Source organism: Streptomyces sp. NPDC029014, from assembly GCF_055564695.1.
In genome coordinates this window covers 11,949-31,933 of record NZ_JBVHVT010000044.1, presented here as the reverse complement: position 1 = coordinate 31,933, position 19,985 = coordinate 11,949, and the positions used below count along the sequence as shown (strand labels likewise).

At 69.9% G+C, this 19,985-nt stretch carries 37 protein-coding genes; 3 read left to right on the top strand and 34 right to left on the bottom strand.

Features of this window, described 5'->3' with window-relative positions; all coding sequences use genetic code 11:
- The first annotated feature begins 620 nt into the window (after positions 1-620).
- Positions 621-845 (top strand): hypothetical protein, encoded by a 225-nt coding sequence (locus tag ACZ4VL_RS23850; protein WP_468203415.1) that lies wholly within the window; start codon positions 621-623, stop codon positions 843-845.
- Here the strand turns inward: ACZ4VL_RS23850 and ACZ4VL_RS23845 are convergent.
- Positions 842-4,465 carry a GDSL-type esterase/lipase family protein gene (locus tag ACZ4VL_RS23845; protein ID WP_468203410.1) on the bottom strand — a complete coding sequence of 1,208 codons (3,624 nt, stop codon included), beginning with the start codon at positions 4,463-4,465 and terminating at the stop codon, positions 842-844. The genes ACZ4VL_RS23850 and ACZ4VL_RS23845 overlap by 4 nt on opposite strands.
- 16 nt (positions 4,466-4,481) lie before the next feature.
- On the bottom strand, positions 4,482-4,706 hold the full coding sequence (locus ACZ4VL_RS23840) for a helix-turn-helix domain-containing protein (RefSeq protein WP_468203406.1): 225 nt from the start codon (positions 4,704-4,706) through the stop codon (positions 4,482-4,484).
- Positions 4,707-4,915: 209 nt separating this feature from the next.
- Here ACZ4VL_RS23840 and ACZ4VL_RS23835 point away from each other — a divergent pair, with 209 nt between their 5' ends.
- Entirely contained in the window at positions 4,916-5,113 is a 198-nt protein-coding gene (locus tag ACZ4VL_RS23835; protein WP_468203401.1) for a hypothetical protein, read from the top strand.
- Here ACZ4VL_RS23835 and ACZ4VL_RS23830 read toward each other — a convergent pair.
- From ACZ4VL_RS23830 to ACZ4VL_RS23770, 13 genes are all read right to left on the bottom strand, one after another.
- Positions 5,106-5,297: a hypothetical protein gene (locus ACZ4VL_RS23830; RefSeq protein WP_468203398.1), complete on the bottom strand. Its 192-nt coding sequence runs from the start codon at positions 5,295-5,297 to the stop codon at positions 5,106-5,108. The genes ACZ4VL_RS23835 and ACZ4VL_RS23830 overlap by 8 nt on opposite strands.
- A gap of 9 nt (positions 5,298-5,306) precedes the next feature.
- Positions 5,307-5,765, bottom strand: coding sequence for a hypothetical protein (locus tag ACZ4VL_RS23825; RefSeq protein WP_468203395.1), 459 nt, complete (start codon positions 5,763-5,765; stop codon positions 5,307-5,309).
- Between the two features lie 186 nt (positions 5,766-5,951).
- A complete protein-coding gene (traB, locus tag ACZ4VL_RS23820) occupies positions 5,952-7,919 on the bottom strand; it encodes a plasmid transfer protein TraB (protein WP_468203392.1) in 1,968 nt (655 codons plus the stop codon).
- A gap of 47 nt (positions 7,920-7,966) precedes the next feature.
- Positions 7,967-8,110 carry a hypothetical protein gene (locus tag ACZ4VL_RS23815; RefSeq protein ID WP_468203388.1) on the bottom strand — a complete coding sequence of 48 codons (144 nt, stop codon included), beginning with the start codon at positions 8,108-8,110 and terminating at the stop codon, positions 7,967-7,969.
- A 1-nt stretch (position 8,111) separates the two neighbouring features.
- Positions 8,112-8,639: a plasmid transfer protein TraA gene (gene traA, locus ACZ4VL_RS23810; protein WP_468203385.1), complete on the bottom strand. Its 528-nt coding sequence runs from the start codon at positions 8,637-8,639 to the stop codon at positions 8,112-8,114.
- Between the two features lie 20 nt (positions 8,640-8,659).
- Entirely contained in the window at positions 8,660-9,643 is a 984-nt protein-coding gene (locus ACZ4VL_RS23805; protein WP_468203382.1) for a hypothetical protein, read from the bottom strand.
- Positions 9,640-9,843: a hypothetical protein gene (locus tag ACZ4VL_RS23800; protein WP_468203378.1), complete on the bottom strand. Its 204-nt coding sequence runs from the start codon at positions 9,841-9,843 to the stop codon at positions 9,640-9,642. Before ACZ4VL_RS23800 ends, ACZ4VL_RS23805 begins: the two co-directional genes overlap by 4 nt.
- Positions 9,844-10,032: 189 nt before the next feature.
- Positions 10,033-10,218, bottom strand: coding sequence for a hypothetical protein (locus tag ACZ4VL_RS23795; RefSeq protein ID WP_468203375.1), 186 nt, complete (start codon positions 10,216-10,218; stop codon positions 10,033-10,035).
- Positions 10,218-10,436, bottom strand: coding sequence for a hypothetical protein (locus ACZ4VL_RS23790; protein WP_468203372.1), 219 nt, complete (start codon positions 10,434-10,436; stop codon positions 10,218-10,220). Before ACZ4VL_RS23790 ends, ACZ4VL_RS23795 begins: the two co-directional genes overlap by 1 nt.
- A 23-nt stretch (positions 10,437-10,459) precedes the next feature.
- A complete protein-coding gene (locus ACZ4VL_RS23785; protein ID WP_468203370.1) occupies positions 10,460-10,672 on the bottom strand; it encodes a hypothetical protein in 213 nt (70 codons plus the stop codon).
- 63 nt (positions 10,673-10,735) lie between these two features.
- On the bottom strand, positions 10,736-10,906 hold the full coding sequence (locus tag ACZ4VL_RS23780) for a hypothetical protein (RefSeq protein WP_468203365.1): 171 nt from the start codon (positions 10,904-10,906) through the stop codon (positions 10,736-10,738).
- 14 nt (positions 10,907-10,920) lie between these two features.
- Complete coding sequence (locus ACZ4VL_RS23775; RefSeq protein ID WP_468203360.1) at positions 10,921-11,166, bottom strand: hypothetical protein; 246 nt, start codon at positions 11,164-11,166, stop codon at positions 10,921-10,923.
- Positions 11,166-11,741, bottom strand: coding sequence for a hypothetical protein (locus tag ACZ4VL_RS23770; RefSeq protein WP_468203358.1), 576 nt, complete (start codon positions 11,739-11,741; stop codon positions 11,166-11,168). The genes ACZ4VL_RS23775 and ACZ4VL_RS23770 overlap by 1 nt, the downstream gene beginning before the upstream one ends.
- A gap of 248 nt (positions 11,742-11,989) precedes the next feature.
- Between ACZ4VL_RS23770 and ACZ4VL_RS23765 the strand changes: the two genes are divergently transcribed.
- On the top strand, positions 11,990-12,232 hold the full coding sequence (locus ACZ4VL_RS23765) for a hypothetical protein (protein ID WP_468203355.1): 243 nt from the start codon (positions 11,990-11,992) through the stop codon (positions 12,230-12,232).
- 48 nt (positions 12,233-12,280) lie between these two features.
- On the opposite strand, the gene ACZ4VL_RS23760 is transcribed toward ACZ4VL_RS23765, so the two are convergent.
- The 19 genes from ACZ4VL_RS23760 to ACZ4VL_RS23670 form a co-directional block, all read right to left on the bottom strand.
- Complete coding sequence (locus ACZ4VL_RS23760) at positions 12,281-12,496, bottom strand: hypothetical protein (protein WP_468203353.1); 216 nt, start codon at positions 12,494-12,496, stop codon at positions 12,281-12,283.
- Positions 12,493-13,122 carry a hypothetical protein gene (locus ACZ4VL_RS23755; protein ID WP_468203350.1) on the bottom strand — a complete coding sequence of 210 codons (630 nt, stop codon included), beginning with the start codon at positions 13,120-13,122 and terminating at the stop codon, positions 12,493-12,495. Before ACZ4VL_RS23755 ends, ACZ4VL_RS23760 begins: the two co-directional genes overlap by 4 nt.
- Positions 13,123-13,174: 52 nt before the next feature.
- The gene (locus tag ACZ4VL_RS23750; protein ID WP_468203347.1) at positions 13,175-13,609 is read right to left on the bottom strand and encodes a hypothetical protein; all 435 of its coding nucleotides are present in this window, start codon (positions 13,607-13,609) and stop codon (positions 13,175-13,177) included.
- Positions 13,609-13,821: a hypothetical protein gene (locus tag ACZ4VL_RS23745; protein ID WP_468203344.1), complete on the bottom strand. Its 213-nt coding sequence runs from the start codon at positions 13,819-13,821 to the stop codon at positions 13,609-13,611. Before ACZ4VL_RS23745 ends, ACZ4VL_RS23750 begins: the two co-directional genes overlap by 1 nt.
- Positions 13,818-13,988 (bottom strand): hypothetical protein, encoded by a 171-nt coding sequence (locus ACZ4VL_RS23740; RefSeq protein WP_468203341.1) that lies wholly within the window; start codon positions 13,986-13,988, stop codon positions 13,818-13,820. The genes ACZ4VL_RS23745 and ACZ4VL_RS23740 overlap by 4 nt, the downstream gene beginning before the upstream one ends.
- Positions 13,989-13,990: 2 nt before the next feature.
- The gene (locus ACZ4VL_RS23735; RefSeq protein WP_468203336.1) at positions 13,991-14,260 is read right to left on the bottom strand and encodes a hypothetical protein; all 270 of its coding nucleotides are present in this window, start codon (positions 14,258-14,260) and stop codon (positions 13,991-13,993) included.
- On the bottom strand, positions 14,257-14,553 hold the full coding sequence (locus ACZ4VL_RS23730) for a hypothetical protein (RefSeq protein WP_468203334.1): 297 nt from the start codon (positions 14,551-14,553) through the stop codon (positions 14,257-14,259). The genes ACZ4VL_RS23735 and ACZ4VL_RS23730 overlap by 4 nt, the downstream gene beginning before the upstream one ends.
- Positions 14,554-14,622: 69 nt before the next feature.
- A complete protein-coding gene (locus tag ACZ4VL_RS23725) occupies positions 14,623-14,820 on the bottom strand; it encodes a hypothetical protein (RefSeq protein ID WP_468203329.1) in 198 nt (65 codons plus the stop codon).
- 30 nt (positions 14,821-14,850) lie between these two features.
- The gene (locus tag ACZ4VL_RS23720) at positions 14,851-15,036 is read right to left on the bottom strand and encodes a hypothetical protein (RefSeq protein ID WP_468203327.1); all 186 of its coding nucleotides are present in this window, start codon (positions 15,034-15,036) and stop codon (positions 14,851-14,853) included.
- Entirely contained in the window at positions 15,033-15,350 is a 318-nt protein-coding gene (locus ACZ4VL_RS23715) for a DUF6197 family protein (RefSeq protein ID WP_468203324.1), read from the bottom strand. Before ACZ4VL_RS23715 ends, ACZ4VL_RS23720 begins: the two co-directional genes overlap by 4 nt.
- Entirely contained in the window at positions 15,347-15,499 is a 153-nt protein-coding gene (locus ACZ4VL_RS23710) for a hypothetical protein (RefSeq protein ID WP_468203320.1), read from the bottom strand. The genes ACZ4VL_RS23715 and ACZ4VL_RS23710 overlap by 4 nt, the downstream gene beginning before the upstream one ends.
- Before the next feature lie 37 nt (positions 15,500-15,536).
- The gene (locus tag ACZ4VL_RS23705; RefSeq protein WP_468203317.1) at positions 15,537-15,839 is read right to left on the bottom strand and encodes an FDXHR family putative zinc-binding protein; all 303 of its coding nucleotides are present in this window, start codon (positions 15,837-15,839) and stop codon (positions 15,537-15,539) included.
- Between the two features lie 96 nt (positions 15,840-15,935).
- Positions 15,936-16,277, bottom strand: a complete 342-nt coding sequence (locus tag ACZ4VL_RS23700) for a response regulator transcription factor (protein ID WP_468203314.1) — start codon at positions 16,275-16,277, stop codon at positions 15,936-15,938.
- Positions 16,278-16,346: 69 nt separating this feature from the next.
- On the bottom strand, positions 16,347-16,664 hold the full coding sequence (locus ACZ4VL_RS23695; RefSeq protein ID WP_468203311.1) for a pyrophosphohydrolase domain-containing protein: 318 nt from the start codon (positions 16,662-16,664) through the stop codon (positions 16,347-16,349).
- A 61-nt stretch (positions 16,665-16,725) separates the two neighbouring features.
- Positions 16,726-16,890 carry a hypothetical protein gene (locus ACZ4VL_RS23690; protein ID WP_468203306.1) on the bottom strand — a complete coding sequence of 55 codons (165 nt, stop codon included), beginning with the start codon at positions 16,888-16,890 and terminating at the stop codon, positions 16,726-16,728.
- A complete protein-coding gene (locus ACZ4VL_RS23685) occupies positions 16,887-17,123 on the bottom strand; it encodes a hypothetical protein (RefSeq protein WP_468203302.1) in 237 nt (78 codons plus the stop codon). Before ACZ4VL_RS23685 ends, ACZ4VL_RS23690 begins: the two co-directional genes overlap by 4 nt.
- The gene (locus tag ACZ4VL_RS23680) at positions 17,120-18,490 is read right to left on the bottom strand and encodes a replicative DNA helicase (RefSeq protein ID WP_468203298.1); all 1,371 of its coding nucleotides are present in this window, start codon (positions 18,488-18,490) and stop codon (positions 17,120-17,122) included. Before ACZ4VL_RS23680 ends, ACZ4VL_RS23685 begins: the two co-directional genes overlap by 4 nt.
- Complete coding sequence (locus ACZ4VL_RS23675; protein WP_468203294.1) at positions 18,487-19,080, bottom strand: DnaA ATPase domain-containing protein; 594 nt, start codon at positions 19,078-19,080, stop codon at positions 18,487-18,489. Before ACZ4VL_RS23675 ends, ACZ4VL_RS23680 begins: the two co-directional genes overlap by 4 nt.
- Before the next feature lie 7 nt (positions 19,081-19,087).
- Complete coding sequence (locus ACZ4VL_RS23670; RefSeq protein ID WP_468203290.1) at positions 19,088-19,972, bottom strand: hypothetical protein; 885 nt, start codon at positions 19,970-19,972, stop codon at positions 19,088-19,090.
- Positions 19,973-19,985: the final 13 nt, after the last annotated feature.

Below are 19,985 nucleotides of genomic sequence, written 5' to 3'. Positions count from 1 at the left end.
ACGAAGGGTGCCAGACCCGTAGACGTGGGCAGGCACCTCCCCGGCGGTCCTGGTGATCCTCGATCTTGGGGTATCCCCCCTGGGTGATCTTGCCTTGATCTCACCCTGAGTGATGTTGATCTAGCTTCATCTTGATCACCACCGTCGTGATCACATCCATGTTGATCAGGCTCACGGTGATCAAGTCGATGGTGATCGCCTTCCAGGGTCAGGCATGCCAGCCACCAGGCTGGTGCTGCGCCGTCTCCCTGCTGTGGCACGGACCGCACAGCCCACGCCCATGCCTCGGGTCGTCCGGGTCGAGCCCTTGCTCGACGAGCTTGCGCCGGCTGAGCGGGTGGTGGTCGGCATGGACACTGGGCGCCTGACCACACAGCACGCACACCCGGTCCCGTGTCAGGACGCCGGGCCTGAACCGCTGCTCGTGCTCGCGCCCATAGCCTCGCTGCCTTGCGCTGCCACGCTTGGCCTCGGCCTGACGTCTGTGGTCTGGGCAGCGCCCGCCTTCGTCGGTGTACTCCGGGCAGCCCGGGGTCGAGCACACCCGCCATCCTGTCCGTCTGGCCACCGTGTCCACCTCCCTGCGCGTACCGTGTGCGATCTCGATGGAGGGAGCCGAGATGGCTGAGCATCAGGGTCCGGACTGGGCACGAGGACTGTTGGCCGTTGGCCTGCTGCTGTTGATCGGCGGGTTGTTCCTGCCTTGGCCGGTTGCTGTCGTCGGCCTGCTGATGATCGTGTTCGTTGGTGCGTCAACGGCCGGCCAGCGACGTGCGAGCGGCAAGCCGCCGGAGACGCTGCTGCGCCCAGGCGACAGGCCGTGGCGGAAGCAGGGCGACGACTAGGCGGGCATGAGCTCCCGAATCGCCGCGGCAATACGGCGTGCCAGGTAGATGTGACCAGCGTCCGTGGGGTGGACAGCATCGGTGCCGATGTAGCCGTCGGCGTTGCCGCTGCCGGTGGTTGCGCCGACGCGTCCGGTGCCGGTGATCCATCCGCCGTGGGTGGCTACCAGAGTCCCGGCTCCGTTGTAGATCGAACCTGTGATCGGGCTGATGAAGGGGAAGCCGGCGCCTGCCGCTGCGGTCCGCAGGGTGGCGTCGGTGTTGGTGAGGGAGGCTGCGGGTGAGCCGGTGGGTGACCAGCAGCCGATGACGTAGACGGTCGTGTTGGGCAGCCCGGCCTTGATGGTGGCGTACAGGCCGGCCGCGGCGGTGGCGATGTCCGCCTGGACTCCGCCGTTGTCGTTGTAGCCAGCCCAGATGACGAGGCGGTCGGGGTTCCAGGCGACGACGTCGGCGGCTACCCGGTTCGCGAGGGTGGCGTATGAGCCCGCCGTGATGTAGCCGGTACCGCCTCGGGCTTCATCCCAGAAGTCGTTGGAGCCGAGAAGCTTGGCGGCCCGCTGGACCCAGGTGCCGGCGCCTCCGCCCGCGTTGATGGAGGAGCCGTCGGAGAGGCTGTCACCGAAGACCATGAAGCGGCCGCCGTTGGGGACGGAGGACCACATGGTGGCAAAGGGCTGCAGGTAGACCCCGCCGAACGGGACGGTGTAGAAGTCGAACCGGATCACGCGGGGGGCCGCGCTGCCGAGATCGACGGTCATGAGGTGGGTACTGCCGGCGGTGGTACCACCGACGGCCTGCATGAGTTCGGTGACCCGTCGGCCGTCGATGGACAGGCGGTACATCCCGGCGGTCTGGTAGTTGAAGCGCAGCTGGAAGATCTGCGTGTCGCATCCGAACTCCAGCGACCACACCGACTGGCTGCTGGTGAGGCTGCCGCGAGTGTGGGGGTAGCGGGACGTAGGCAGCACGTAGGTCGAGTCGGGGGTGCCGGACCCGATCTGGAAGCCCCCGGCTCCGAGGTACGTGAACGGGCCGGTGACGTCGCTGCCGCTGAGCGCTGCGCCTGCGGGCGCGTACTTCACGTACCCGGCGGTGGGGGTGCTGGTCTGGACGACGCTGATACTGGGCGCCGTTCCGGCGTAGAGGCTGTCGACGAGCACCGGGTCGGGCAGATTACGCCGTCGCCACACGGCGGCTGTGGGTACCGCCTTGACGTACCAGCCGCTGCCGGATGGCACGAGGGTGGCGTAGTCCCACTGCGCGTCGAGGCGCTTGATGAGCTGCCCGTCGATGGTCTCCGAGCTGGCCGCGTCGACCGTGACCGCGTTGGTGCTGCTGTCGATCTTCTTGACCGTGATGGGGTCGGTGCGACCGACTGCGGTCGGCAGGGTGATGGTGACGGCTCCGGCTGTGGCGTCGACGAGGATGTCCTGGTCGAAGCTCGTGACCGTGTAGTTGGCGGTCTTGGTGGCGACCGGGTAGGTCAGCTGGCTGTTGCGGATCTTCAGCCCCGTCGGTGCGTCGAGCGTGAGCCCGGACGCCGTGAAGAGGCCGGCCAGCGTGACCTCACCGCGGGCTGCGGCAAGCCCCGTGCCGCTGGTGCGGTCGCCGAAGCGTGGGGTGCTGGTCTCGGTGTCGATCTTCAGGTACATGGTCGGGCCGATGCCGCCCGTGCCGGGGCCGAAGATGTAGACGAGGTAGGTGCACTGCTCGATGCTGATCAGCGATCCGTTGATCGAGTGTGCCGCGCCCACGCTGCTGTAGTACGTGCCGACGGGGCAGAGCGCTGCCCAGCAGTACAGGATCCGCAGGCCGTAGATGTCGGTGTGCTCGGTGGCGAGCAGGCCGTAGGTGTAGCCGCCGCCGATGGTCCAGTTGCGGACGAGGGTGTTGTCGTTGTTGCCGTTGGCCGGCAGCAGCACACCGATGGACAGGCCGGTCGCAAAGACGCCGGGGCTGACGTAGCTGCCGGCGGGCGGAGCGACGGTGCCGGTGGTGCTGGTCTGGCCGTCGCGGAGCTGCGCGTTGGCCACACCGGACAGGTCGATCGCCGTGTACGTCAGCCCGAACTTGCTGTGGCAGGTCAGGATCGACAGGTCGGCGATGTCGACGTACAGGTTGGAGAAGTTGCCAGGTGCGACACCGTACCCGCCCGGCTGTGACGGCCCACCGATGACGGCAGGGTTGCCGCCCGCGTTGATGGAGTTCGTCTGGGCGGTGGCGTTGGCGAAGAGCCCGAAGCTCACCAGTGTCGATCCGGTCGTGTTCGGGACGGTCTGCTGCCAGTGCTGGACGCCAGCGCCCGTGTGGGCTCCCTGGATGGTCAGCGTGAGCTTGCGGCCAGTCGCCGCCACGACGGGCAGCGTCAGCTGCGCGTTGCCCAGGGTGCTTCCGCCAGTCTTGAGCGGGCCCGCGATCCCGTAAAAAGACGCGGTCGCCGGTGGGATGAGGACGGTGGCTGCGCCGGCGTGGGCATGCGCGTAGGTGGCTGCGGCGTCGATGGCGGCCTGGATGGCTGCGGTGTCGTCGTTGGCCCACATGGCAGGCACGCCGGAGACGGTGGTGCCCGCGGCCGCGGACAGCGTCACCTGCGTGCTACTGGTGTACGCAGCGATGGTGCCGACCAGGGTCTCGCCGGAGGCGCCCGCGCCGAGGACCATGACGTTCTTGCCGACGTCACCCGAGACGAACGGGCCGCTCGCGCTGGTCAAAGTCGCGCTGCCTGACGTCATGGCGGCATCCGCGGCGACCTTGCCGTTCCCGACCGCCCCGTACTCGGTGACATCGAAAATCCAAGCCGGCTTGTCTTTGGTCGCCGAGGTGCCAAGGCCCAGATTCGTGCGCGCCGTCGCCGGAGACTGCAGATCCGACAGATTCGCCGACTTTGCCAGGTACTTCGTCGCAGCGTCGGCGCGGTCCCCGTGGGGGTCCGAAGCTGTGGCGTGGGCCGACACCTTGGCCGTCGCATCGGCTGCTGCGGTGACGACTGCTGCGGCTTCAGCTGCGTCCGCCTTGCCCTGCGCCCCGGCCTGGGTCTCGAGGGTGCTGGTGTCAACAATGCCGTGGATGTCAGTCGTGTCGGCTGCGTGCGCAGCCAGGGCCGTGGTAGCCGCAGCGCGGTCGCCGTGCGGGTCCAAGGCGGCCGCGTGGGAGACAACGGCAGCTGCTGCGGTGCCCTCGGGGTCGGCGTCGACGTCTGTGGCGGTCAGCTCGACTGCTCCGACCTTGCCGTTGACGGATGAGACGGCCCCGCCGCCGGGAGCGGTGCCGCCGCCAGGAGTTGGGACGGGCGTAAGGTCTGCGAGGTACACGGTGCCGGTGCCGGTGATGTTGGCCCAGAAGCCGTATCGGGTGCCGCGGGCGGGCTGCACGTCCACCCACCAGCGCCAGCCTTCCGGCAGGATGCCGGCAGCATCGCAGGGGAGGATCTGCACGCTGAAGTGCCCAGCTGCGTCCAGGGTGACGACGCCGCCGCCGGTGTAGACGGCGTTCCGCCCGGAGTCGACGAGCCGAGCAGATGGCGTCAGGACGACGCGGCCACTGAAGGGGGTGCCGGCGACCGCGGAGGGCAGAGTGCCGGTGAACGTGACGACGGGGGTGCCGGACGGAAAGGGCATCGGGCACCTCCTCGCGTCAGGCGGCTGCAGGCAGGGGTGGCGGCGGGCCGGGTTCGATGAGCTCGCTGGTGTACTCGTCGCGCGAGGCTGGCAGCAGCTCGAAGACGTTGTAGCGGACGCGGCCGCGGCCGGAGCCGTACCGCTTGATGCGGCCTTCGTGTGCCCATCGTCGGATGGTGACGCCGGGCCGGCCGGCGTAGTAGGCGGCGGCTTCTTCGTCGACGAGGGCGATGCCGGGCACGGTCACCTCCGCGGAAACGACTGAGGCCCGCCGAGTGGGCGGGCCTCAAAGTCACACGTGTGCAGTGAGACGAACGATACGTTCGCGCAGGTCAGCCGTCAACCTTTGCTGACAATCGCATCTATCAGGCCGAGTTGGCTCGTTGAAGTCGTCCATTACCGTTGCCGGTCCTGCAACGCGGAGGCCCCCGCGCCCGGCAGAATGCCGCTGTGGGGGCCTCCATCATGATCCGCGCCGCATCACGCGCCGAGTGTCAGCGCGAGCTGGACTGGTATTGCGCTGCGCGTGGCGCCCGCCCGGTGCTGCTGCCGACGGACCGTCTGGGCGAGGGCTGGATCGCGCGTGCGGTCCTCATGCCGGCGGCCCCGGCCGGTGAAGGCCAGGGCCGCGAGGGATCGGTCAGCTGACGGGCTGGAGTTCGCTGGCGGAACAGAGGACGGGGGCGATGAAGGGGCTGATCCTGTGCACCGTCCAGCGCCCCTGGGTGAGCGGGCCGGGTGGCACTTCATCGACTATGCGCCCGGTCTTGCCGACGGCGCGGGGGTCGTCCGCGCAGCTGACGATCAGAACCTCTTGGCCTGCCTTGAACATGGCATCTCCTCACTTCCCGTTGATCGTCTTTGCGATGAGCCCGCGGGTCTCGGTCGAGATGGTGTGGTGCGTCTGCTGGACCGGCCCGCTGTAGTGGTGGTGGTGCTCGGTGTGCACGCCCTGCAGTCCGCGTCCGAGAGCGCTGATTGCTGCTTTGACGGCGAGGACGAAGGCGATCGGCGTGATGCCGGCGATGGCCAGGGTGGTCGGGTCGACGCCCCCGAGGGTGTACAGCACGAGGCTGGCGGCTGCTCCGATCGGGAGTGAAGCGGCGCCCGCGGCGAGCATGAGCACACTGACGTCCGTTGCGCGTTGGCTCATCGGCGGTCGGCCGGGCTGGGGGACGGGCGGGGTGTCCCCGACGACGGGCAGCGGGTTGGGGTCGCGGTAGGCGGTCGGGGCGGCCATCGCCTCCTCGACGGCCTGGATGATGCGGGCGGCCTGCTCGCGGTCGGCATCGGTGGTCACGATTGTCTCCTTTGGTGCGATTTATGCCGACTGACAGGCGTGGGGGTGTCAGGGCGGGGTGTCAGGGGGTGTCAGCTCGTGCGCGCGCACGCGTTGTCTAAGGCCGGCGGGGGTGTCAGAGCCGCTGACACCCCCGCTGACACCTGTTGAGGGTGTCAGCGGGTGTCAGTGCAGGTCAGAGGGGTGTCAGACCGCTTCGGCCATGACCGGGTAGAGCAGCCGGTACACGCCAGGCTGGTCGGTGTCGGCGAGGTGGATGCCTTCGTCGGCGAGTTCGCCGAGGGTCGGGGAGATCCAGGCGCGGGACCGGCCGACGCGCGGGCTGCGGCTGCCGCCCTCGTAGGGGCCGAAGTCCTTCGGGCCGATGGTGTCGCGCTGCTGCTGCCGGAACTCGTCAAGCATCTCCAGCAGGGTGGCCATGGCCTCTTCGGTGCCGCGGTCCTGGCCGTCCTTCTGCGGGGCCGCTAGGGGGAATGCTTCGCCGGCGGGCTCGAGCTCCTGGTCGATGTCGACGTCAAGGTCCATCGGGCCGTCGTCCTCGTCGTCGAGGAGGAGCTGGTGGGCGAGCTGGGCCTCGAGGAGCGCCTCGTCATCCGCGGGGACGGTGGGGTGCTGCATGGGCTGCTCCTGGTCGTAGCGGGTGCGGTTGGCGTAGGCGGGTCCTGCGGCGTTGGCTGTGATGGGGTCGGCGTAGGTCCGGGGCGCGGCGGCGAGGGCCTGCGTGATCTGCTGGTCGTCGATGAGGTGGGTGCGCATGGGGAAGGGGTAGCGCTCTTCGTCGATGCCGGGGGCGACGAGGTAGGCGTAGCCGGGCTTGCGGTTCTGCCAGACTTCAGGGCGGGCGCCGGCGTCGCGAACATCATCAGGGAGGGCCATGTCAGCGGTGGTGCCGCCCTTGACGCCGAAGACGAAGGCTCCGCCCAGCTGTTCCCGCACGTCAGTGGGCATGGACGAGGCGGACGGCCGCTGAAGGCTGATGATGACGCTAATGCCTGCGGAGCGGGCCTCCATGACGAGGCCTTCCATCTCGGTGCCGTCGCGGAAGAACTTTGCGGCCTCCTCGATCCACACGATCATGTACGGCATACCGAGCTGGTCGAAGACCTTCGGCGTCCAGTTCTTGTAGCCGTGTCGGCCCATGGCGTCGGCGCGGGCAGTGATGACGTGCGAGAGGGCGGAGATCATCGTTTCACCGCCGGACATGGTCATCTCGACCCAGTCGAGGTATGGCAGGAACGGGGCGAAGGTCTGTAGCCCCTTGGACGGGTCGATGGCCCACACGATGACGTCTCGCCTGGTCAGGGCCTCAGTGGCGGCGACGGATACGCCTGCCGACTTGCCGGAGCCGTTCATGCCTGCGGCGAGGAAGTGGGTGGCGTTGCGGCCGGCGGCCCACGGGAACCACAGTTGGGCGACTTCGCCGTCCTCGTAGATGCCGACGACGATGGGGTCGGTGACGGATCCACCGGGCGCGGAAGGGCCGGGCCAGGGGGTGGGTTCCTTGAGCATGTCCTGCGGGATGATGACGAGGGTGGCTCGGTCGGCGTGGTCGGGGTCGCTGAGGATCTTCACCGAGGTCGGGGATACGCCCAGCTCGCCGGCGATGTAGCGGATGCGGTTACCGAGGTCTTCGGCGGTTACTTCGCCGCCCGCAAGCTGCAGGGGCACCGTCACCTTGTTGGGTTCGACCTTGGGCTTGCCTCGGAGCATCACCTTCGCGGCGCCGACCGCCTTGACCAGAAGCCCGGTATCGTCGGAGCCCTTGACCTGCTGCTTTACAGCGTCGGGGTCGTCGCGCATGACCTTGCGAATGTTCCACGAGGCTGCAATGACTGCGCCGCCCATGAGGAGCCAGGAGAGTTGGCCGCCGCCGAGGGGGTCGGTGAAGGTGGCGATGGTGAGGTAGCCGGTACCGAAGGCCGCAGTGGCGGTGGCATGGACCCTGCGGGGCAGGCGGGTGGTGTCGCCGGTCCACCATGTGGCGGCGGTAAGGGCTCCGGAGGCGAGGGTCATGCCGATGGCGGCGGGGGCGTTGTCGGCCCAGAAGGCATGGCCCAGGAGGCTTGCCGGAACTTCGGCGGCGACGGCCAGCCAGGGCCGGCCGTGCGGGGAGAGCGCGGCTTTCATCAGGCCGGCCTTGGTGGTGTCAGCCATGGTGTCACCTCAGGTGTCAGCGGGTGTCAGTGCAGGTCAGAGGGGTGTCAGCGGATTACGGCTGCGGCGATCACGTAGAGCGCGAAGGCGCTGATTGCGAGGGTGATGCCGTCGCCGAGCGGGACGTACCAGCGGACCCGGAGGACCGCGGCGAAGCCCAGCGCAGCGACGGCGGCTACGGCGAGGTCCACTTCACCGCCACACGAACGGCTGGCGGGGGGCCTGCGGGGCACGCCCCTTGCCGATCCGGTTAAGTTCGGCCTCGTACTCGCGCTGGAAGGCGGCGTACAGGGTCACGTACAGCTTGGCGATCAGCTTCTCCGCCGCGGCGATCTTCTTGAGGTGGCGTGCGACCTTCATGGCCCGGATCCGGGCCCCGGCGTGGGAGCCGGCGGTGTCGGGGATGTGCCGCAGGATCGCCATCAGGGCCTCGGCGTCCATGGCCACGCGGGTGGCTCGGTCGCGGGCTTCGCGGCGCCCGTGGTTGGCGTAGGCGTGGATGTCTTCGTTGCTGGTGAAGTCCGACCCGGGCACCGGCTTGACGCCAGCCGCGGCCGGCGGGGTGGCTGCGCCGTTGACGATGGTCTTGTTGACGGACAGTGTCAGCGGCGGCAGGACACTTCCCGGGCCGGGCAGGTTGACGCTGAGCTTGTTGGTCCGGGTGGTGGGCTGCGTCGGCTGCTGAGTCGACCCAGGCTGGCCGGGTCGGAGCTGGCTCACAGATCGAGGCTGAGGTGTTGTCACTTGGTGCTCTCCTGTCGGTCGGTGGCGATGCTCGCGATGAGCTGCTGACCCCATCGGGCGGTGCGCCCGTAGAGTCGGCCGAGGTCGGCTCCGGTGAGCGGTTGCCCCTTGGCGACGCTGTCGCGATACGCGGCAGCAGCGTCGATGCGGGGGTCACGCCGGATGGTCTTCTTGGACTTGCGGCGGGGCGAAGTCTTCGCCTCGGCGGTGCGCGTGCGGACCCCTTTGGCGGGCTGCGAAATTTCGCGTCGCGTTTCGCGCTGACCGAGGGCGGCTGCGAACCCGAACGCTTCGCTCGCTACCGGCTCCTCACCTGCATCGTTCGCCGTCGCGAGAGGCGAAGTATCGGCGATAGTCGAGGCGAAAATTTCGCCCTCTACATCGGGCGAAATTCGGGTGGGCCGGAAGGGGGCCGGAAGGAGTTCGAGGGGGCGCCGGCGGGACAACTCGCGCTGCTTGCTCTGGCGGGCCAGTTCAATGTCGAAGTCGGTGTCGATTTCGCCCAGTGTGAGCTCGGCACCCATGCGGCGGCGGCGCATCTCGACGCCGTGCATGGCTTCTTCGAAGGTCATGCCCCGCTCGATCGCAGCCAGCTTGTGCCGCTCTTCGTCGGTGAGGGCGGCCGGGTCCCGCATGTCGGCGAGGGCGAGGATCCACACAGCCTTCGCTCCAAGCGGAAGGAGCGGACCGGCGGCGGCCATTGCGGGAGATCCTTGGCTGATGCCGTGCCAGATGAGGAGTCCGGCAACCGCGAAGATGCCAGCCCATCCGAGGCCAGGGACGATCCAACGATTCCCCGAGACGCGAAGGCCGCGGGCCTCGGCAAGGATGACGGACGCCCAGATGATGTCCGCGCCTGCCGCGACGGTGAAGCCGACGGGGCCGGCGCCGAGGAGGTCGACGAGGCTCCAGGTCGTCCACACGAGGGATGCCGCAGACAGGGCGGCCGCGGGGATCATGAGGGGCGAGTACGTCTTCATGCCGCCCTCCAGCGAGTGCGAGTGATGAAAGCGATGGTGGCAATGAGTGCGGCGCCGAGGGCCCAGCCGCCACCGGGTCCGGCGAGGACCCAGTTGACGGAGGTGAGGAGCCCGCCGGAGACGGCAGGGCGGGTGAGAATGAGAAGGATTCCGAGCGTCCAGGCGAGGGCGGCTGCGGGGCGCATGTTGTGGGTGGTCATGGTGGCTGCTCCTCTCGGTGCGGTTGGCCCCGCCACCCGACTTGCTCGGGCGGCGGGGCGCTGGGTCAGTTGTCGCGTTCGGCGAGCTTGGCCAGCGTCTCGTCCAGCTCGCGGTGGGCCCGCTCCTGCTCTTCCAACTGCTTGCGGAGGGCTTCCTGGATCTCTTCGGGCGTCTGCATGCTGGGCTCCTCAGCTGGCCTTGGCGTCGCGGTTGCGGTAGAGGCGGGTGTCTTCGCCGTAGCGGGCGTTCTGGCCGGCGGGTCGGCCGGGCTCGTAGAGGCCGTCCTCGGGGGCGACATGGTGGTCGTGGCGGGAGCGGGGTCGGGTGCGTTCGTTGTCTCGGGCCCTCGGCGGGGAGGGTTCTCCGCGGCGCATCAGGCGGCCTGGACGGTGCGGAGGGCGTCGATCTCGTCGCTGATCGGCATGTCGGGGTAGACGGTGTCGAAGTCGGCGGCGAGGGCCTCGTAGCGGCGCATCCCGAGCTCGTCGCCGCGGCTCTTGGCCTCGAGGTAGCGGTCGATGAGGTCAAGGCCCGCCTTGTCGGCGGCCTCGAGACGGTCGAGGTGCAGCTCGATGAGCAGGTCAACGGGCATGACGGGTGGTCCTCTCTCGGTGGTCAGGCGGGGTGGCGTTCGGCGATGGCGCGGATGATGTCGGCGGTGAGCTCGACGGACAGGAGGCCCTTGTCGATCGCGGCGAGGGTGGCGAAATCGCGGGCGATCCGCTCGTGGCCCTGCATCAGCGCGGCCGGGTACGTGGCGTACTCGCGCTCGTTGGCCTCGGCCGACTTCCGCAGCAGGCCGGCGGCCTCTTCCAGGTATCGGGACATGGCTGTCCTCCGGTCGGTGGTGCCGGGGTGGGATGGGCCGGCTGGTGTGGCCGGCCCGGGGGTTCAGCTGCGCTGCTGGGTGGCGTAGGCCTCGAGCTCGTCGGCGAGGCCGGCGAAATACGCGGCGCGCTGCTCCCAGTTGCTGCGCTTGAAGGTCTGGATGTCGTCGGCGATCTGCCGGTAGCGGGCGGCGAGCCGGCGGCGGGACTCCGGGGTGTGGTTGCGGTGGGCCATGGCGGCCTCCTCGGCTACTCGCCGTCCTGCGGGTTGATGGGGTCGCTGTCGCCCTGTCCGCACCAGTCGCACGGGCAGTCGCCGGGCTGGCTGGTGCTGCTGGCGGCGGTCGCGAAGGCGAGTCGGGCGGACAACTGGTACGCGGGGAGGCTGCGGCGGGAGGGGTTCGCCTCGTCGGCGAGGATCTCCACGACCCGGACGGCGAGGCCCTCGGCGTGCCACTCCTCGGCGAGCGCCAGGGCGGGGGCGGGGGCGGCCATCAGGCGGCGCTCGGCGTGAGCGTCGTGTAGCTGACGAGCCGGTCGTAGCGGTTTTCCCGCGCCGTGTCCAGGTCGGTCGACGTGAGACCGGCGGCCTGGAGGTAGCCGAGGACGTCGCGGAGCATTCCCGGGACCTGGGTCGGGTCGTCGCCGCCGAGGGCGTCGACGAGGACGAGGTCGACCGGGTTCCGCGGGTCGGTCTGGTCCGGGTCGGTCTCGTCGCTGGTCGGCAGCCGGTAGGCGTCGACGGCGCTGCGGTGGTAGGCGGTCGGGTCGTCGTAGACGAAGATCCGCACCCCGTGGAGCTTGATGACGCGGTTGATGCGGCGGGCGAGCTGCACGAGCTGCTTGCCGCTGTGGACCGTCTCGGTGACGAAGCCGGCGTCGATGGCGGCGGCGACGGCCTCTTCGATGCCGAGCTGTGCCGGGCCCATGCCCCAGCCGAGGGCGGTCACGGCGGTCCACTCGTAGCCGCTGCTGGCCAGCCGGTCGATGATGTCCGCGACGGTGGCCGAGCGCTCGAAGACGAGCGCGGTGGTGTCGGTACTACGCAAAGCGCCAGTACGATGCGTCATGTCTGGTCCCCTGCTTCCTTCAGGTGATCCGGATGGCCAGCCCAGGTGGTGACACACCTGGGCTGGGTGGGTCGGCCTGCGATGTAGGAGTTGCAGGTCGGCCCTTTTCAGTTGTGCGGCGCGGCCCGCGGACCAAGGCCCGGTAGGAGTGAGCCGCGCTTTCAAGCTCTGATTTCAAGGTAGACCTTGAACAGGTCGGCGTCAAGCTCCTTCTTGAAAGAGGATGCGGCGCCCCCTACTCTCACTACATGAATCCGTCCTTGGAGGCCGCCGCCACCAGAGTCCGCGACACCCTGACCGCCATCACCGACCCGACCACCCGCTACCAAGCGCTGGTCGGACTCGAGGCCATGGTCACGGCCGTCCTGAGAGAGGTACGCCAGCAGACCGCCGTCGAGCTCCACGACGAGGGTCGGCCCTGGCGTGAGGTTGGGGAGGTGATGGGCGGTGTTAGCGCGCAGCGCGCACACCAAATCTCCAAGGGCGAGTAGCCCTGGAAGTGCGAGAAGGCCCCCGCTCGAGATGAGCGAGGGCCTTCGTCATGCAGTGTGCGCAATGGCTCGGACGTCCAGCGCGTCGGCCTCCATGTCGATGGCGGCAGCCAATCCATGCAGGGTCATCTCGGGATCGTCGGCGTTCTCCCGGCAAGCGCTGGCGATGGCCCGGAGGAGCAGGACCGCGGCGTCGCATCCGATGTACGGCTGGCCATCGCTGCCGGTGGCGATGGGGATCTGGCTGGCGGCCGAGTCGGTCATGCCGCGGCCCTACTGGCCGGCTGCAGGTGGAGGATCTCGGCGTGCGCGTATTCGGTGGCGCAGTATGCACAGGTGCCGCCGTGGCCGCTGACGGTGGCGCGGAGGATGCCGGGGCAGTCCTCGGTGGCGCAGCGGACGGGTACGCCGCGGGGTGCCCGTTCGCCGCTGGCCATGCGGTCGAGGCGCCGGTGGAGCGTCTCGAGCTCGCGGAGCATTTCGTCGACCGCGGGATGTTCGGTGCAGGCCCAGCCGAGGTTGAAGCGGAGCGTGGCCGCCGCTTGGTCGACGCGCTGCTGCAGGGTGCCGCCCTTCGACCGCGCGCCCCGGCCGTGCTCCGCCCAGTCGCGCACCCAGGTCTCGAGCATGCCGAGCACGGGCCCGGTTTCGATCATGAGGTCGAGGGTGTCGAGGCTGCAGGGGGCGCCGGATCCGGCGGACTGTCGGCCGATGGTGCCGCTGCGGGGCCGGCCGGCGGGGGTGAGCAGGCGGTCGAGGTTGGCGTACAGGCCGTCCGGGCCGGCTATGGCGGCGAGCTGCTGGCGGGCCCGGTCCTGGCAGGCGAGGCAGGCGAGTCGGTCGGCCTCGTAGTCGTAGAGCGGCTGGTGGCAGGCGATGCAGCGGTCCATGCGGTGCTCCTTGCGGCGGCGCGGGGTGGTCAGGCGGTGTGCTGGGGGTTGGTCACGGTCGGGGCTCCGTCTGGTCGAGGGCGCCGAGGATGCGATCTGCGATGTTGTCGAAATTTGCAGTCCAGGCGGCGCCGTCTCGGATGTCCTCGGCGAGGGCACGACCGCGGGCGAGTGCGGCCTCGGCCGTCTCGGCCCGCTGCTGCATCTCCTCGTACCGGTCGGTGATGGCGTGGCGGATGCGGCTGTACTCGGCGATGAGGCGCCTGGCTTCGTCGGCGTCGGTGCTGTCGACGGCCTGCTGCTCCAGCCCGAGGAGGCGGGCCTCGAGCTCGGGGTCGCTGCTGGCGGCGTGCTCGATTTGCCATAGGCGCAGGAATGCTGGGGTGGGCTGGCCTATGGCGTGGAGCTGGCGGTCGTAGTCGGGGAGCCGGTGGGGGCAGTCGGTGGCGATGGCGGCGCGGAGAGTGTCGGCGTCGGTGGTGGCCATCAGAGGTACTCCTCGGGTACGGGGATGGTGGTGATCCGGATGTGGTCGCCGTGGGGTGTCCACCGCCGCCAACCGCCCGCCGCGCGTCCGGCTTCGGGCTCGACGCGGTGCTCGCGGAGGCGCTGCTGGGCGGTTGGCCTGGGGGACGGTGGCGTGGGAGCCGGGGCGGAGTGGCAGGGCTCCGGCTCCCACAGGGCCAGCTGGGTGGTCACGCGGTGGGCCGGTGGGGTGTGGCTTCGGGTGTGGCGTCGGTCCACCAGACGGTGTCGTCGTCGTGGTCGGCGCGGTGCCAGCTGTCGTGGCCGGCGTCGAGGGTGCAGTGGTGGGTGCGGCCGGTGACGGGCTGGTCGTCGAGGCTCGCGGTGCAGGGGGCGGGCATGGCTACTCCTCGGCGCTGGTGACGGGCTGGGTGCACCAGGGGCAGCCGGTGACGGGGCTGGTGTGGTGCTGGTCGTGGACGGGCCGGTAGTGCGTGCAGTGCTCGACGTCGCCGGGCTGTCCGGCGAGGAGCGTGCGGAGTGCGGCCAGCGCGTCGTCGGTGAGGCCGATGTCGACGGACCAGGCCTGGGTGTCGAGGTAGGTGATGTCGGGGAGGTGAAGGATCACGCCGTCGCCGTCCGGGTTCGGGGTGATGCGGGGCAGCTCGGTCATCGGGGGCTCCCGTCGGCCTTGAGGTTGAACAGGCAGGTCTCCGGGGCGCCGTTGCAGTTGCCGCAGGAGTGGTCGGGTCGCGCGGCGAGGACCTTCAGGGCCGCGATCAGGGCGACGGGGTCGGCTCCGATCTCCTCGGAGTCGGTGGCGGCTTCGTCCAGCCAGTTGGCGAACGCGTGCACGACGCTCGCCGGGAGCTGGACGGCTTCGGCCTCGAAGGCGCCCTCGGGGATCAGGTCTCGCAGGACGTCGGCGGCGGCGCGGAAGTCGGTGGCGGGTGGGGGTACGGGCACGGTGGTCTCCTGGGGTGGGGTGGGCCGGTCGTCCCGCGGGCTGCGGGACGACCAGGCAGGGGGCGGGGGTTAGGCGGGACGCAGCTCGGCGGCCGTGTACGACGCGGGCATCTGATCCGGGTCGTCGTCGAGAAGGACGCCGTAGCGTCCGCCGCCCTCGGAGTTGGCGATGGTGCCGAGGGTCCCGGCCGGGGCGGAGTACGCGCCGGCCCAGGCGGCGGGGGCGTTGACGGCGGTACGGACTCGCTGGCCGACGGTGAAGTTCATGGGTGCCTCCTGGGTGTGTTGCGGGTCGGGTCAGGCGGACGGTTGGGCAGCCGCGCGGAGCCGGTCGAACAGGTCGGCGGCTTCGTCCGGGTAGGAGTCGGTGCCGTCGTCCTCGCTGCACTCGGTCGCCTTGTGCAGGTCGTAGTCGAAGTCGGCGAGCCAGCCGCGGAGGGCGGTCTCGAGGTCGGCGACGGTGACGGTGATGTGCTCGCTCATTGCGGGTCTCCTTGAGCGGTGTTGTTCAGCAGGTCGAGTACCTGCTGGCGGGTGGGCCGCTGGTGGTACCAGGCGGCTAGTGATGGGGCGTCTATCCGGGTCGCGAGGAGCTGCTCCGCCTCGCGGACTTCGGGGGTGTGGGCCATTGCGGGGTGTCCGTGGAGGGCGATGGCGAGGGCGCCGACGATGTCGACCCGGCAGAACTCGGGTGGGGTGCCGGCCTGGGCTTGGTTGGCGTCCCACAGGTAGTGGCGGTGGAAGCCGTTGGCGGTAATGACGGCCGCTGCCAGGCGCAGGGCGTCGTGGGGAGTCATGACGCGGGGCGGGTGGGCGGCCGGCGCAGGAGGCGCTCGGTGGAGCGCTGGATGCTGCGCTGAAGGGCGGCTTGGGCGAGGCGGCCGGCGTTCCAGGCGGCGAGTAGACGCAGCTGCTCGGTGGTGGCGGGGGCGGGCTGGTCGGTCATGGCTGGCTCCTGGGTGGTGTCGGGGTCTGGTGGGCGGTCAGGCCGTGTCGGGCTGGCTGCGGGTGGTGATCCAGGCGGCGTGGCTGCCGGCTTCGGGGGCGGGGTTCTGCCACAGCACGCCGTAGGGCTTCTCGACGGCGACGAGGCCGACGGTGGCGGGGTCGACGCAGCGGCGGTCTATACCGAGGCGGCCTTGGCGGTGGCGGTCGGCGGCGTTGTCGGTGCTGAAAGTGCGGTGGCAGTTGGGGGCGGCGCAGTGGGCGCGGGTGAGTCCGGTCCACCAGGCTCCGCAGGAGCACGGGATGGCGTTGGCGGGGCGGGGTCCTTCGGGGTGGGTCACTTCTGCCTCGATTCGCTGTGTGGTGCGGGATCTGGCGGGCTTTGGGGGGCGGGTTGGCGCCAACCACGTAGGTGGGGGGTCGAACCCGCCAGGGACTTAACTGGCGAGTAGCTTCCGGGCCTTGAGCTTCTCCCGGTACGCCTTCTCGGCCTCCGGGCACCCGAGCCGGCACTCCTGCGGCTTCTCGCCGCGGCGGACGTGCGCCACGTAGCCGGGATGGTCACCGTGGCGTCGGGGACGGCCGTCGAGGAGGCCGGCTTGGCAGGCGAGGATGACGGCTTGCGCCATCGTGCGGGCGCCGAGCCGCAGGAACAGTCGGTGGGCGGCGCCCCGCACGGTGGTCTCGGCGATGCCCAACTCGCGGGCGATGTCGGCGTAGGTGCGGCCGGCGCTTGAGCGTTCGAGGACCGCGGCCTCGCGGGGCGGGAGGTGGACCACGGCGGACTCCGTTCGTGAGAGGGTGGGTCGGGTACCCCCGCCCGCTGCCTGGGCGGGGGTGCACTGCTGTCAGACGGCGGGCAGTGTGAGCACGAGTCGCCGATCGAATCCGCCGCGCTCGGCGTGCTTGCGGATACGGGCCGCCTCGAGGTCGTCGGGGGTCCAGCCGCACACGGCGGCGAGGGCGCGCACCACCTCGAGGATGTCGGCGAGTTCGGCGAGCAGCTCGTCCGGGCTTTCAGCCGCGACGGCTTCGGCAGCTTCCTCCCCGAGCTTTTCGACGAGGAGCTCGGCCATCTCGGCCCGGCCGGCGACATGCACGGCAAGCTGCTCGCCTCGGGCGGCGGCGATCTCGGGGATCCGGTCGCGGATCAGCTTGGTGGTCATCGGGTGGCCTTTCGGGGTCGTCGTGGGATGGGCTGGTGTAGCGGGCGTCGTGGACGGCGGGTCACGCCGCGTCCTCGTCGGCGGGGTAGGCGGTGTCGAGCCGCTCCGTGATCCACTGCTGGTGGCAGCGGGGGCACTGGTAGCCGCAGCGGGTTCGCTGGCCGTGCCGCCGTTCCTTGACGGGCGGCACGTCGCGCTCGAGGCAGTGGGGGCATGAGTCGTTCATGCGTGACCTCCTTGGCACTGAGGGCAGCGGGGTCCGGGGCTAGGGCCGGTCGGCGCGGTGCCGCAGGGCCAGGCGCCCGGGCGGGCGATGTGCACGGGGCCCTGCTCGAGCTCCGGCTCGGCAGTCCGCTGCTTGGGCGCCTTGGGAGCGATACCGGCGGCCATGAGGAGCACGGCGACCAGGTCGCCCTCGGCGCGAGCGGCGGCGATGTCTTCGGCGGTCAAATCGGTCACGTCTGGGCCATGTCGACAAACCGTGCATAGTGGCCCTGGAAGGCGGTGGTGATCGTGGCGGTGGGGCCGCCGCGGTGCTTGCCGACGATGAAGTCGGCCTCACCGGCCCGGGGGGATTCCTTCTCGTAGGCGTCTTCGCGGTGCAGGAGGATCACGATGTCGGCGTCCTGCTCGATCGAGCCGGACTCACGCAGGTCGGAGACCATGGGCTTCTTCTCCTGCCGCTGCTCCGGTCCGCGGTTGAGCTGGGCCAGGATGATCACGGTGATGCCGAACTCCTTGGCCAGCAGCTTCATCTGGCGGGACAGCTCGGATACGGCCACCTGCCGCGACTCGGCCTTGGGTGCCTGCATCAGTTGCAGGTAGTCGACGATCACCAAGCGCAGGCCGGCGGTGCGGACGAGGTGCCGGACCTTGGCGCGGAGGGCGGGCATCGACAGGTTGGGCGCGTCGCTGATGTGCAGCGGCGCCGGGATGATCGCTTGGGCGGCCTGGGCCATGCGGACCGCGCCGGCGTCGTCGACGATGCCCAGCTTCACGTGGTGCAGAGCGACGCGGGCTTCGGCGCAGCCGATGGCGTTGGCGAGGTCGTCGCGGTCCATCTCGAGCGACTCGACGAGGGTTGGGATGCTGTGGCGGACGGCTGCGGCGCGGGCGAAGCCGAGGGCGCAGGTGGTCTTGCCCATGGCGGGCCGGGCGCCGATGACGACGAGCTGGCCGGGTGCCCAGCCGCCGCAGAGCAAGCTGTCGAGGTCGGTGAAGCCGGTCGGGATTCGGTTCTCGTTCGTCGGGGGCGTGACGCCGCGTTCGAGGACGCCGGCCATGAGGCTGCCGACCATGACGGTGTCGCTGTCGGTGCTGACGCGGACTACGCCGTCGAGTTCGAGCTGGGCTGCGGCCACGTCGTCGTCGGGGTCGAAGGCTTCGGAGTTGCCGCGGGCGACGGCTGCGTGCCCGTGGGCGACGAGCCGGGCGGCGACGGCCTTTCGGGTGATGCGCTGAGCGGCCCAGGAGGCAGAGCCGGGCGAGGCCTCGGTGTACAGCTGGGCAAGCTCGTCGATGGTGGCGGGCACGGTGGGCATGCGGCCGTCGGCGCGCCAGGCTTTGAGCTGCCGGTCGATGGCCTCCCAGCGGATGCTGCCGGGCGCCAGGTTGGTGCGGATCTCTTCTACGGCGTACCAGATCCACCGGTAGCGGTCGATGGTGAAGTCGGCGGGGTCGAAGCCCTGGGCGGGCAGGTCGTCGACGAGGTCCGTCTGGACCATGGCGGCGGCGGCGAGGATCCGCTCGGCGTCCGGGTCGGCGGGGCGATTAGGCAGGACGGGGGCGCTGTCGTCGAGGGGGGCCTCCCACAGATCGGCGCTCACTGGCCACCGCCCTTGCGGCGGTCGGCGCCGCCCAGACGGACGACTCCGCCGCGGAAGATCTCGGCGCTGCGGGAGGTGACGCGCTCGCCGACGATGTGGCTGATCTGGTCGGGCTTGACGTCGCTCGTGATCACTACGGGAAGCCGGTTGATGTACCGCTCGTCGAAGATCTCGTAGAGGCGCTCCTGGGTCCAGCCGTTGGGGGAGACGCGGGCGGCGGCGAGGTCGTCGATGTAGAGCAGGCTTGCGGTCTGCAGCTCCTTCATGAGCCGCTTCGGGGTTCCGCCCTCGCTGTCAGGTCGAAGCGCATCGAACAGGCTGGTGGAACGCCAGGTCTGGACGACAGGGGTGCCGCGGTAGGTTCCGTCGAACTGGGCGCCTACCCAGAGGCGGATGGCCTGCCAGGCGGAATGGGTCTTGCCGACTCCGAGGGCGCCCCACAGGAAGAGGCTGACGGGTGCGTCGGACCCGCACGCCGCCCAGTCGGTGATGCGGGGGGCCAGGTCGATTTCGTCGCGGTACAGGGCCGGAATGCGGGCGGCGAAGGCGGCGACGGCGTTGTCGCGTCGCTCGTTCCTCCAGGAGGCCATGGGGTCGTTATCCGAACTGTGAACCATCTTCGATCTCCTCGTCGGTCATGTGTCGGGGTGCGGTGGTGGGGCCAGTCGGCGCGCCGGCGCGCTGCTCGGCGGTGGCCTGCCGGCGGAGGGTGGGGTACTTCTCGCGGAGCTTGGCCGGGCTGAGGATGTGCGCTTGCCAGAAGCTGTTGGCGTGGGCCCAGTCGATGGCCGCGATGGCCTGGTCCGGCGAGACCTCGTCGAGGTCGATCAGGCGGCGCATGTCGGTTCGCCACTTGTCGGTGATGCGGGGGCGCTTGTCGCCGCCCTTCTCGATCACGGTGGCGAGGTGCTTGCAGACGCGCTCGACGTCGTGGCGAGGGGGAGCTTCCGCGGACTCCGAAGGAGTTCGAGAAGTCTTTTCTTTTACTTCTGTCTCTGTCTCTGTCTCTGCTTCGGTTTTGCTTCGCGGTTGCTTCGGTTTTGCTGAAGCACTTGCTTCGCGGTTTGCTTCGGCGGCGGAGGCGGCTCGGCGGGACTCTCCGGACCGCCTTCCGCCCCGCCGACCTGCGGCTGCTCGCTTGGCGCTGAGCTCGGCCACCTCGGAAGCGGAACGCTGGTGCCATGTGTAGTCGTGTACGACGTAGGTGTCGGCGGCCGCCGGCGGGCACTTCGGGCAGTCGTGTTCACCTTCGTGCCACAAGCCAACGCGTAGCAGTGCCGAAGCAAGTGCTTCGGGTTTGCTTGAGTCCGTGAGGCGGCCGATGAGGCGCTTCGGAATCACGCCGTCGGTCAGCTGACGGGAGGAGTAGGCCAGCCCGCAGATGTAGAGCCAGGCTGCCTCTCCACCGGCTTCGATGATCTTCGGGTGGTCCGGCAGACCGTCGTGCACCCTGACGTAGGTGCGCTTGTCCTTCTCGGTCATCCGACGTCTTCTC

Coding starts and splice junctions, on each gene's coding strand:
- ACZ4VL_RS23710 (WP_468203320.1), bottom strand. CDS start 15,499: ATGACCGACCAGCCCGCCCCCGCCACCACCGAGCAGCTGCGTCTACTC.
- ACZ4VL_RS23770 (WP_468203358.1), bottom strand. CDS start 11,741: ATGACGCATCGTACTGGCGCTTTGCGTAGTACCGACACCACCGCGCTC.
- ACZ4VL_RS23690 (WP_468203306.1), bottom strand. CDS start 16,890: ATGAACGACTCATGCCCCCACTGCCTCGAGCGCGACGTGCCGCCCGTC.
- ACZ4VL_RS23750 (WP_468203347.1), bottom strand. CDS start 13,609: ATGGCCACCACCGACGCCGACACTCTCCGCGCCGCCATCGCCACCGAC.
- ACZ4VL_RS23805 (WP_468203382.1), bottom strand. CDS start 9,643: ATGAAGACGTACTCGCCCCTCATGATCCCCGCGGCCGCCCTGTCTGCG.
- ACZ4VL_RS23795 (WP_468203375.1), bottom strand. CDS start 10,218: ATGCGCCGCGGAGAACCCTCCCCGCCGAGGGCCCGAGACAACGAACGC.
- ACZ4VL_RS23755 (WP_468203350.1), bottom strand. CDS start 13,122: ATGGACCGCTGCATCGCCTGCCACCAGCCGCTCTACGACTACGAGGCC.
- ACZ4VL_RS23830 (WP_468203398.1), bottom strand. CDS start 5,297: ATGTTCAAGGCAGGCCAAGAGGTTCTGATCGTCAGCTGCGCGGACGAC.
- ACZ4VL_RS23765 (WP_468203355.1), top strand. CDS start 11,990: ATGAATCCGTCCTTGGAGGCCGCCGCCACCAGAGTCCGCGACACCCTG.
- ACZ4VL_RS23850 (WP_468203415.1), top strand. CDS start 621: ATGGCTGAGCATCAGGGTCCGGACTGGGCACGAGGACTGTTGGCCGTT.
- ACZ4VL_RS23800 (WP_468203378.1), bottom strand. CDS start 9,843: ATGACCACCCACAACATGCGCCCCGCAGCCGCCCTCGCCTGGACGCTC.
- ACZ4VL_RS23670 (WP_468203290.1), bottom strand. CDS start 19,972: ATGACCGAGAAGGACAAGCGCACCTACGTCAGGGTGCACGACGGTCTG.
- ACZ4VL_RS23785 (WP_468203370.1), bottom strand. CDS start 10,672: ATGTCCCGATACCTGGAAGAGGCCGCCGGCCTGCTGCGGAAGTCGGCC.
- ACZ4VL_RS23725 (WP_468203329.1), bottom strand. CDS start 14,820: ATGAACTTCACCGTCGGCCAGCGAGTCCGTACCGCCGTCAACGCCCCC.
- ACZ4VL_RS23760 (WP_468203353.1), bottom strand. CDS start 12,496: ATGACCGACTCGGCCGCCAGCCAGATCCCCATCGCCACCGGCAGCGAT.
- ACZ4VL_RS23780 (WP_468203365.1), bottom strand. CDS start 10,906: ATGGCCCACCGCAACCACACCCCGGAGTCCCGCCGCCGGCTCGCCGCC.
- ACZ4VL_RS23695 (WP_468203311.1), bottom strand. CDS start 16,664: ATGACCACCAAGCTGATCCGCGACCGGATCCCCGAGATCGCCGCCGCC.
- ACZ4VL_RS23775 (WP_468203360.1), bottom strand. CDS start 11,166: ATGGCCGCCCCCGCCCCCGCCCTGGCGCTCGCCGAGGAGTGGCACGCC.
- ACZ4VL_RS23675 (WP_468203294.1), bottom strand. CDS start 19,080: ATGGCCTCCTGGAGGAACGAGCGACGCGACAACGCCGTCGCCGCCTTC.
- ACZ4VL_RS23720 (WP_468203327.1), bottom strand. CDS start 15,036: ATGAGCGAGCACATCACCGTCACCGTCGCCGACCTCGAGACCGCCCTC.
- ACZ4VL_RS23740 (WP_468203341.1), bottom strand. CDS start 13,988: ATGCCCGCCCCCTGCACCGCGAGCCTCGACGACCAGCCCGTCACCGGC.
- ACZ4VL_RS23735 (WP_468203336.1), bottom strand. CDS start 14,260: ATGACCGAGCTGCCCCGCATCACCCCGAACCCGGACGGCGACGGCGTG.
- ACZ4VL_RS23790 (WP_468203372.1), bottom strand. CDS start 10,436: ATGCCCGTTGACCTGCTCATCGAGCTGCACCTCGACCGTCTCGAGGCC.
- ACZ4VL_RS23845 (WP_468203410.1), bottom strand. CDS start 4,465: ATGCCCTTTCCGTCCGGCACCCCCGTCGTCACGTTCACCGGCACTCTG.
- traB (WP_468203392.1), bottom strand. CDS start 7,919: ATGGCTGACACCACCAAGGCCGGCCTGATGAAAGCCGCGCTCTCCCCG.
- ACZ4VL_RS23715 (WP_468203324.1), bottom strand. CDS start 15,350: ATGACTCCCCACGACGCCCTGCGCCTGGCAGCGGCCGTCATTACCGCC.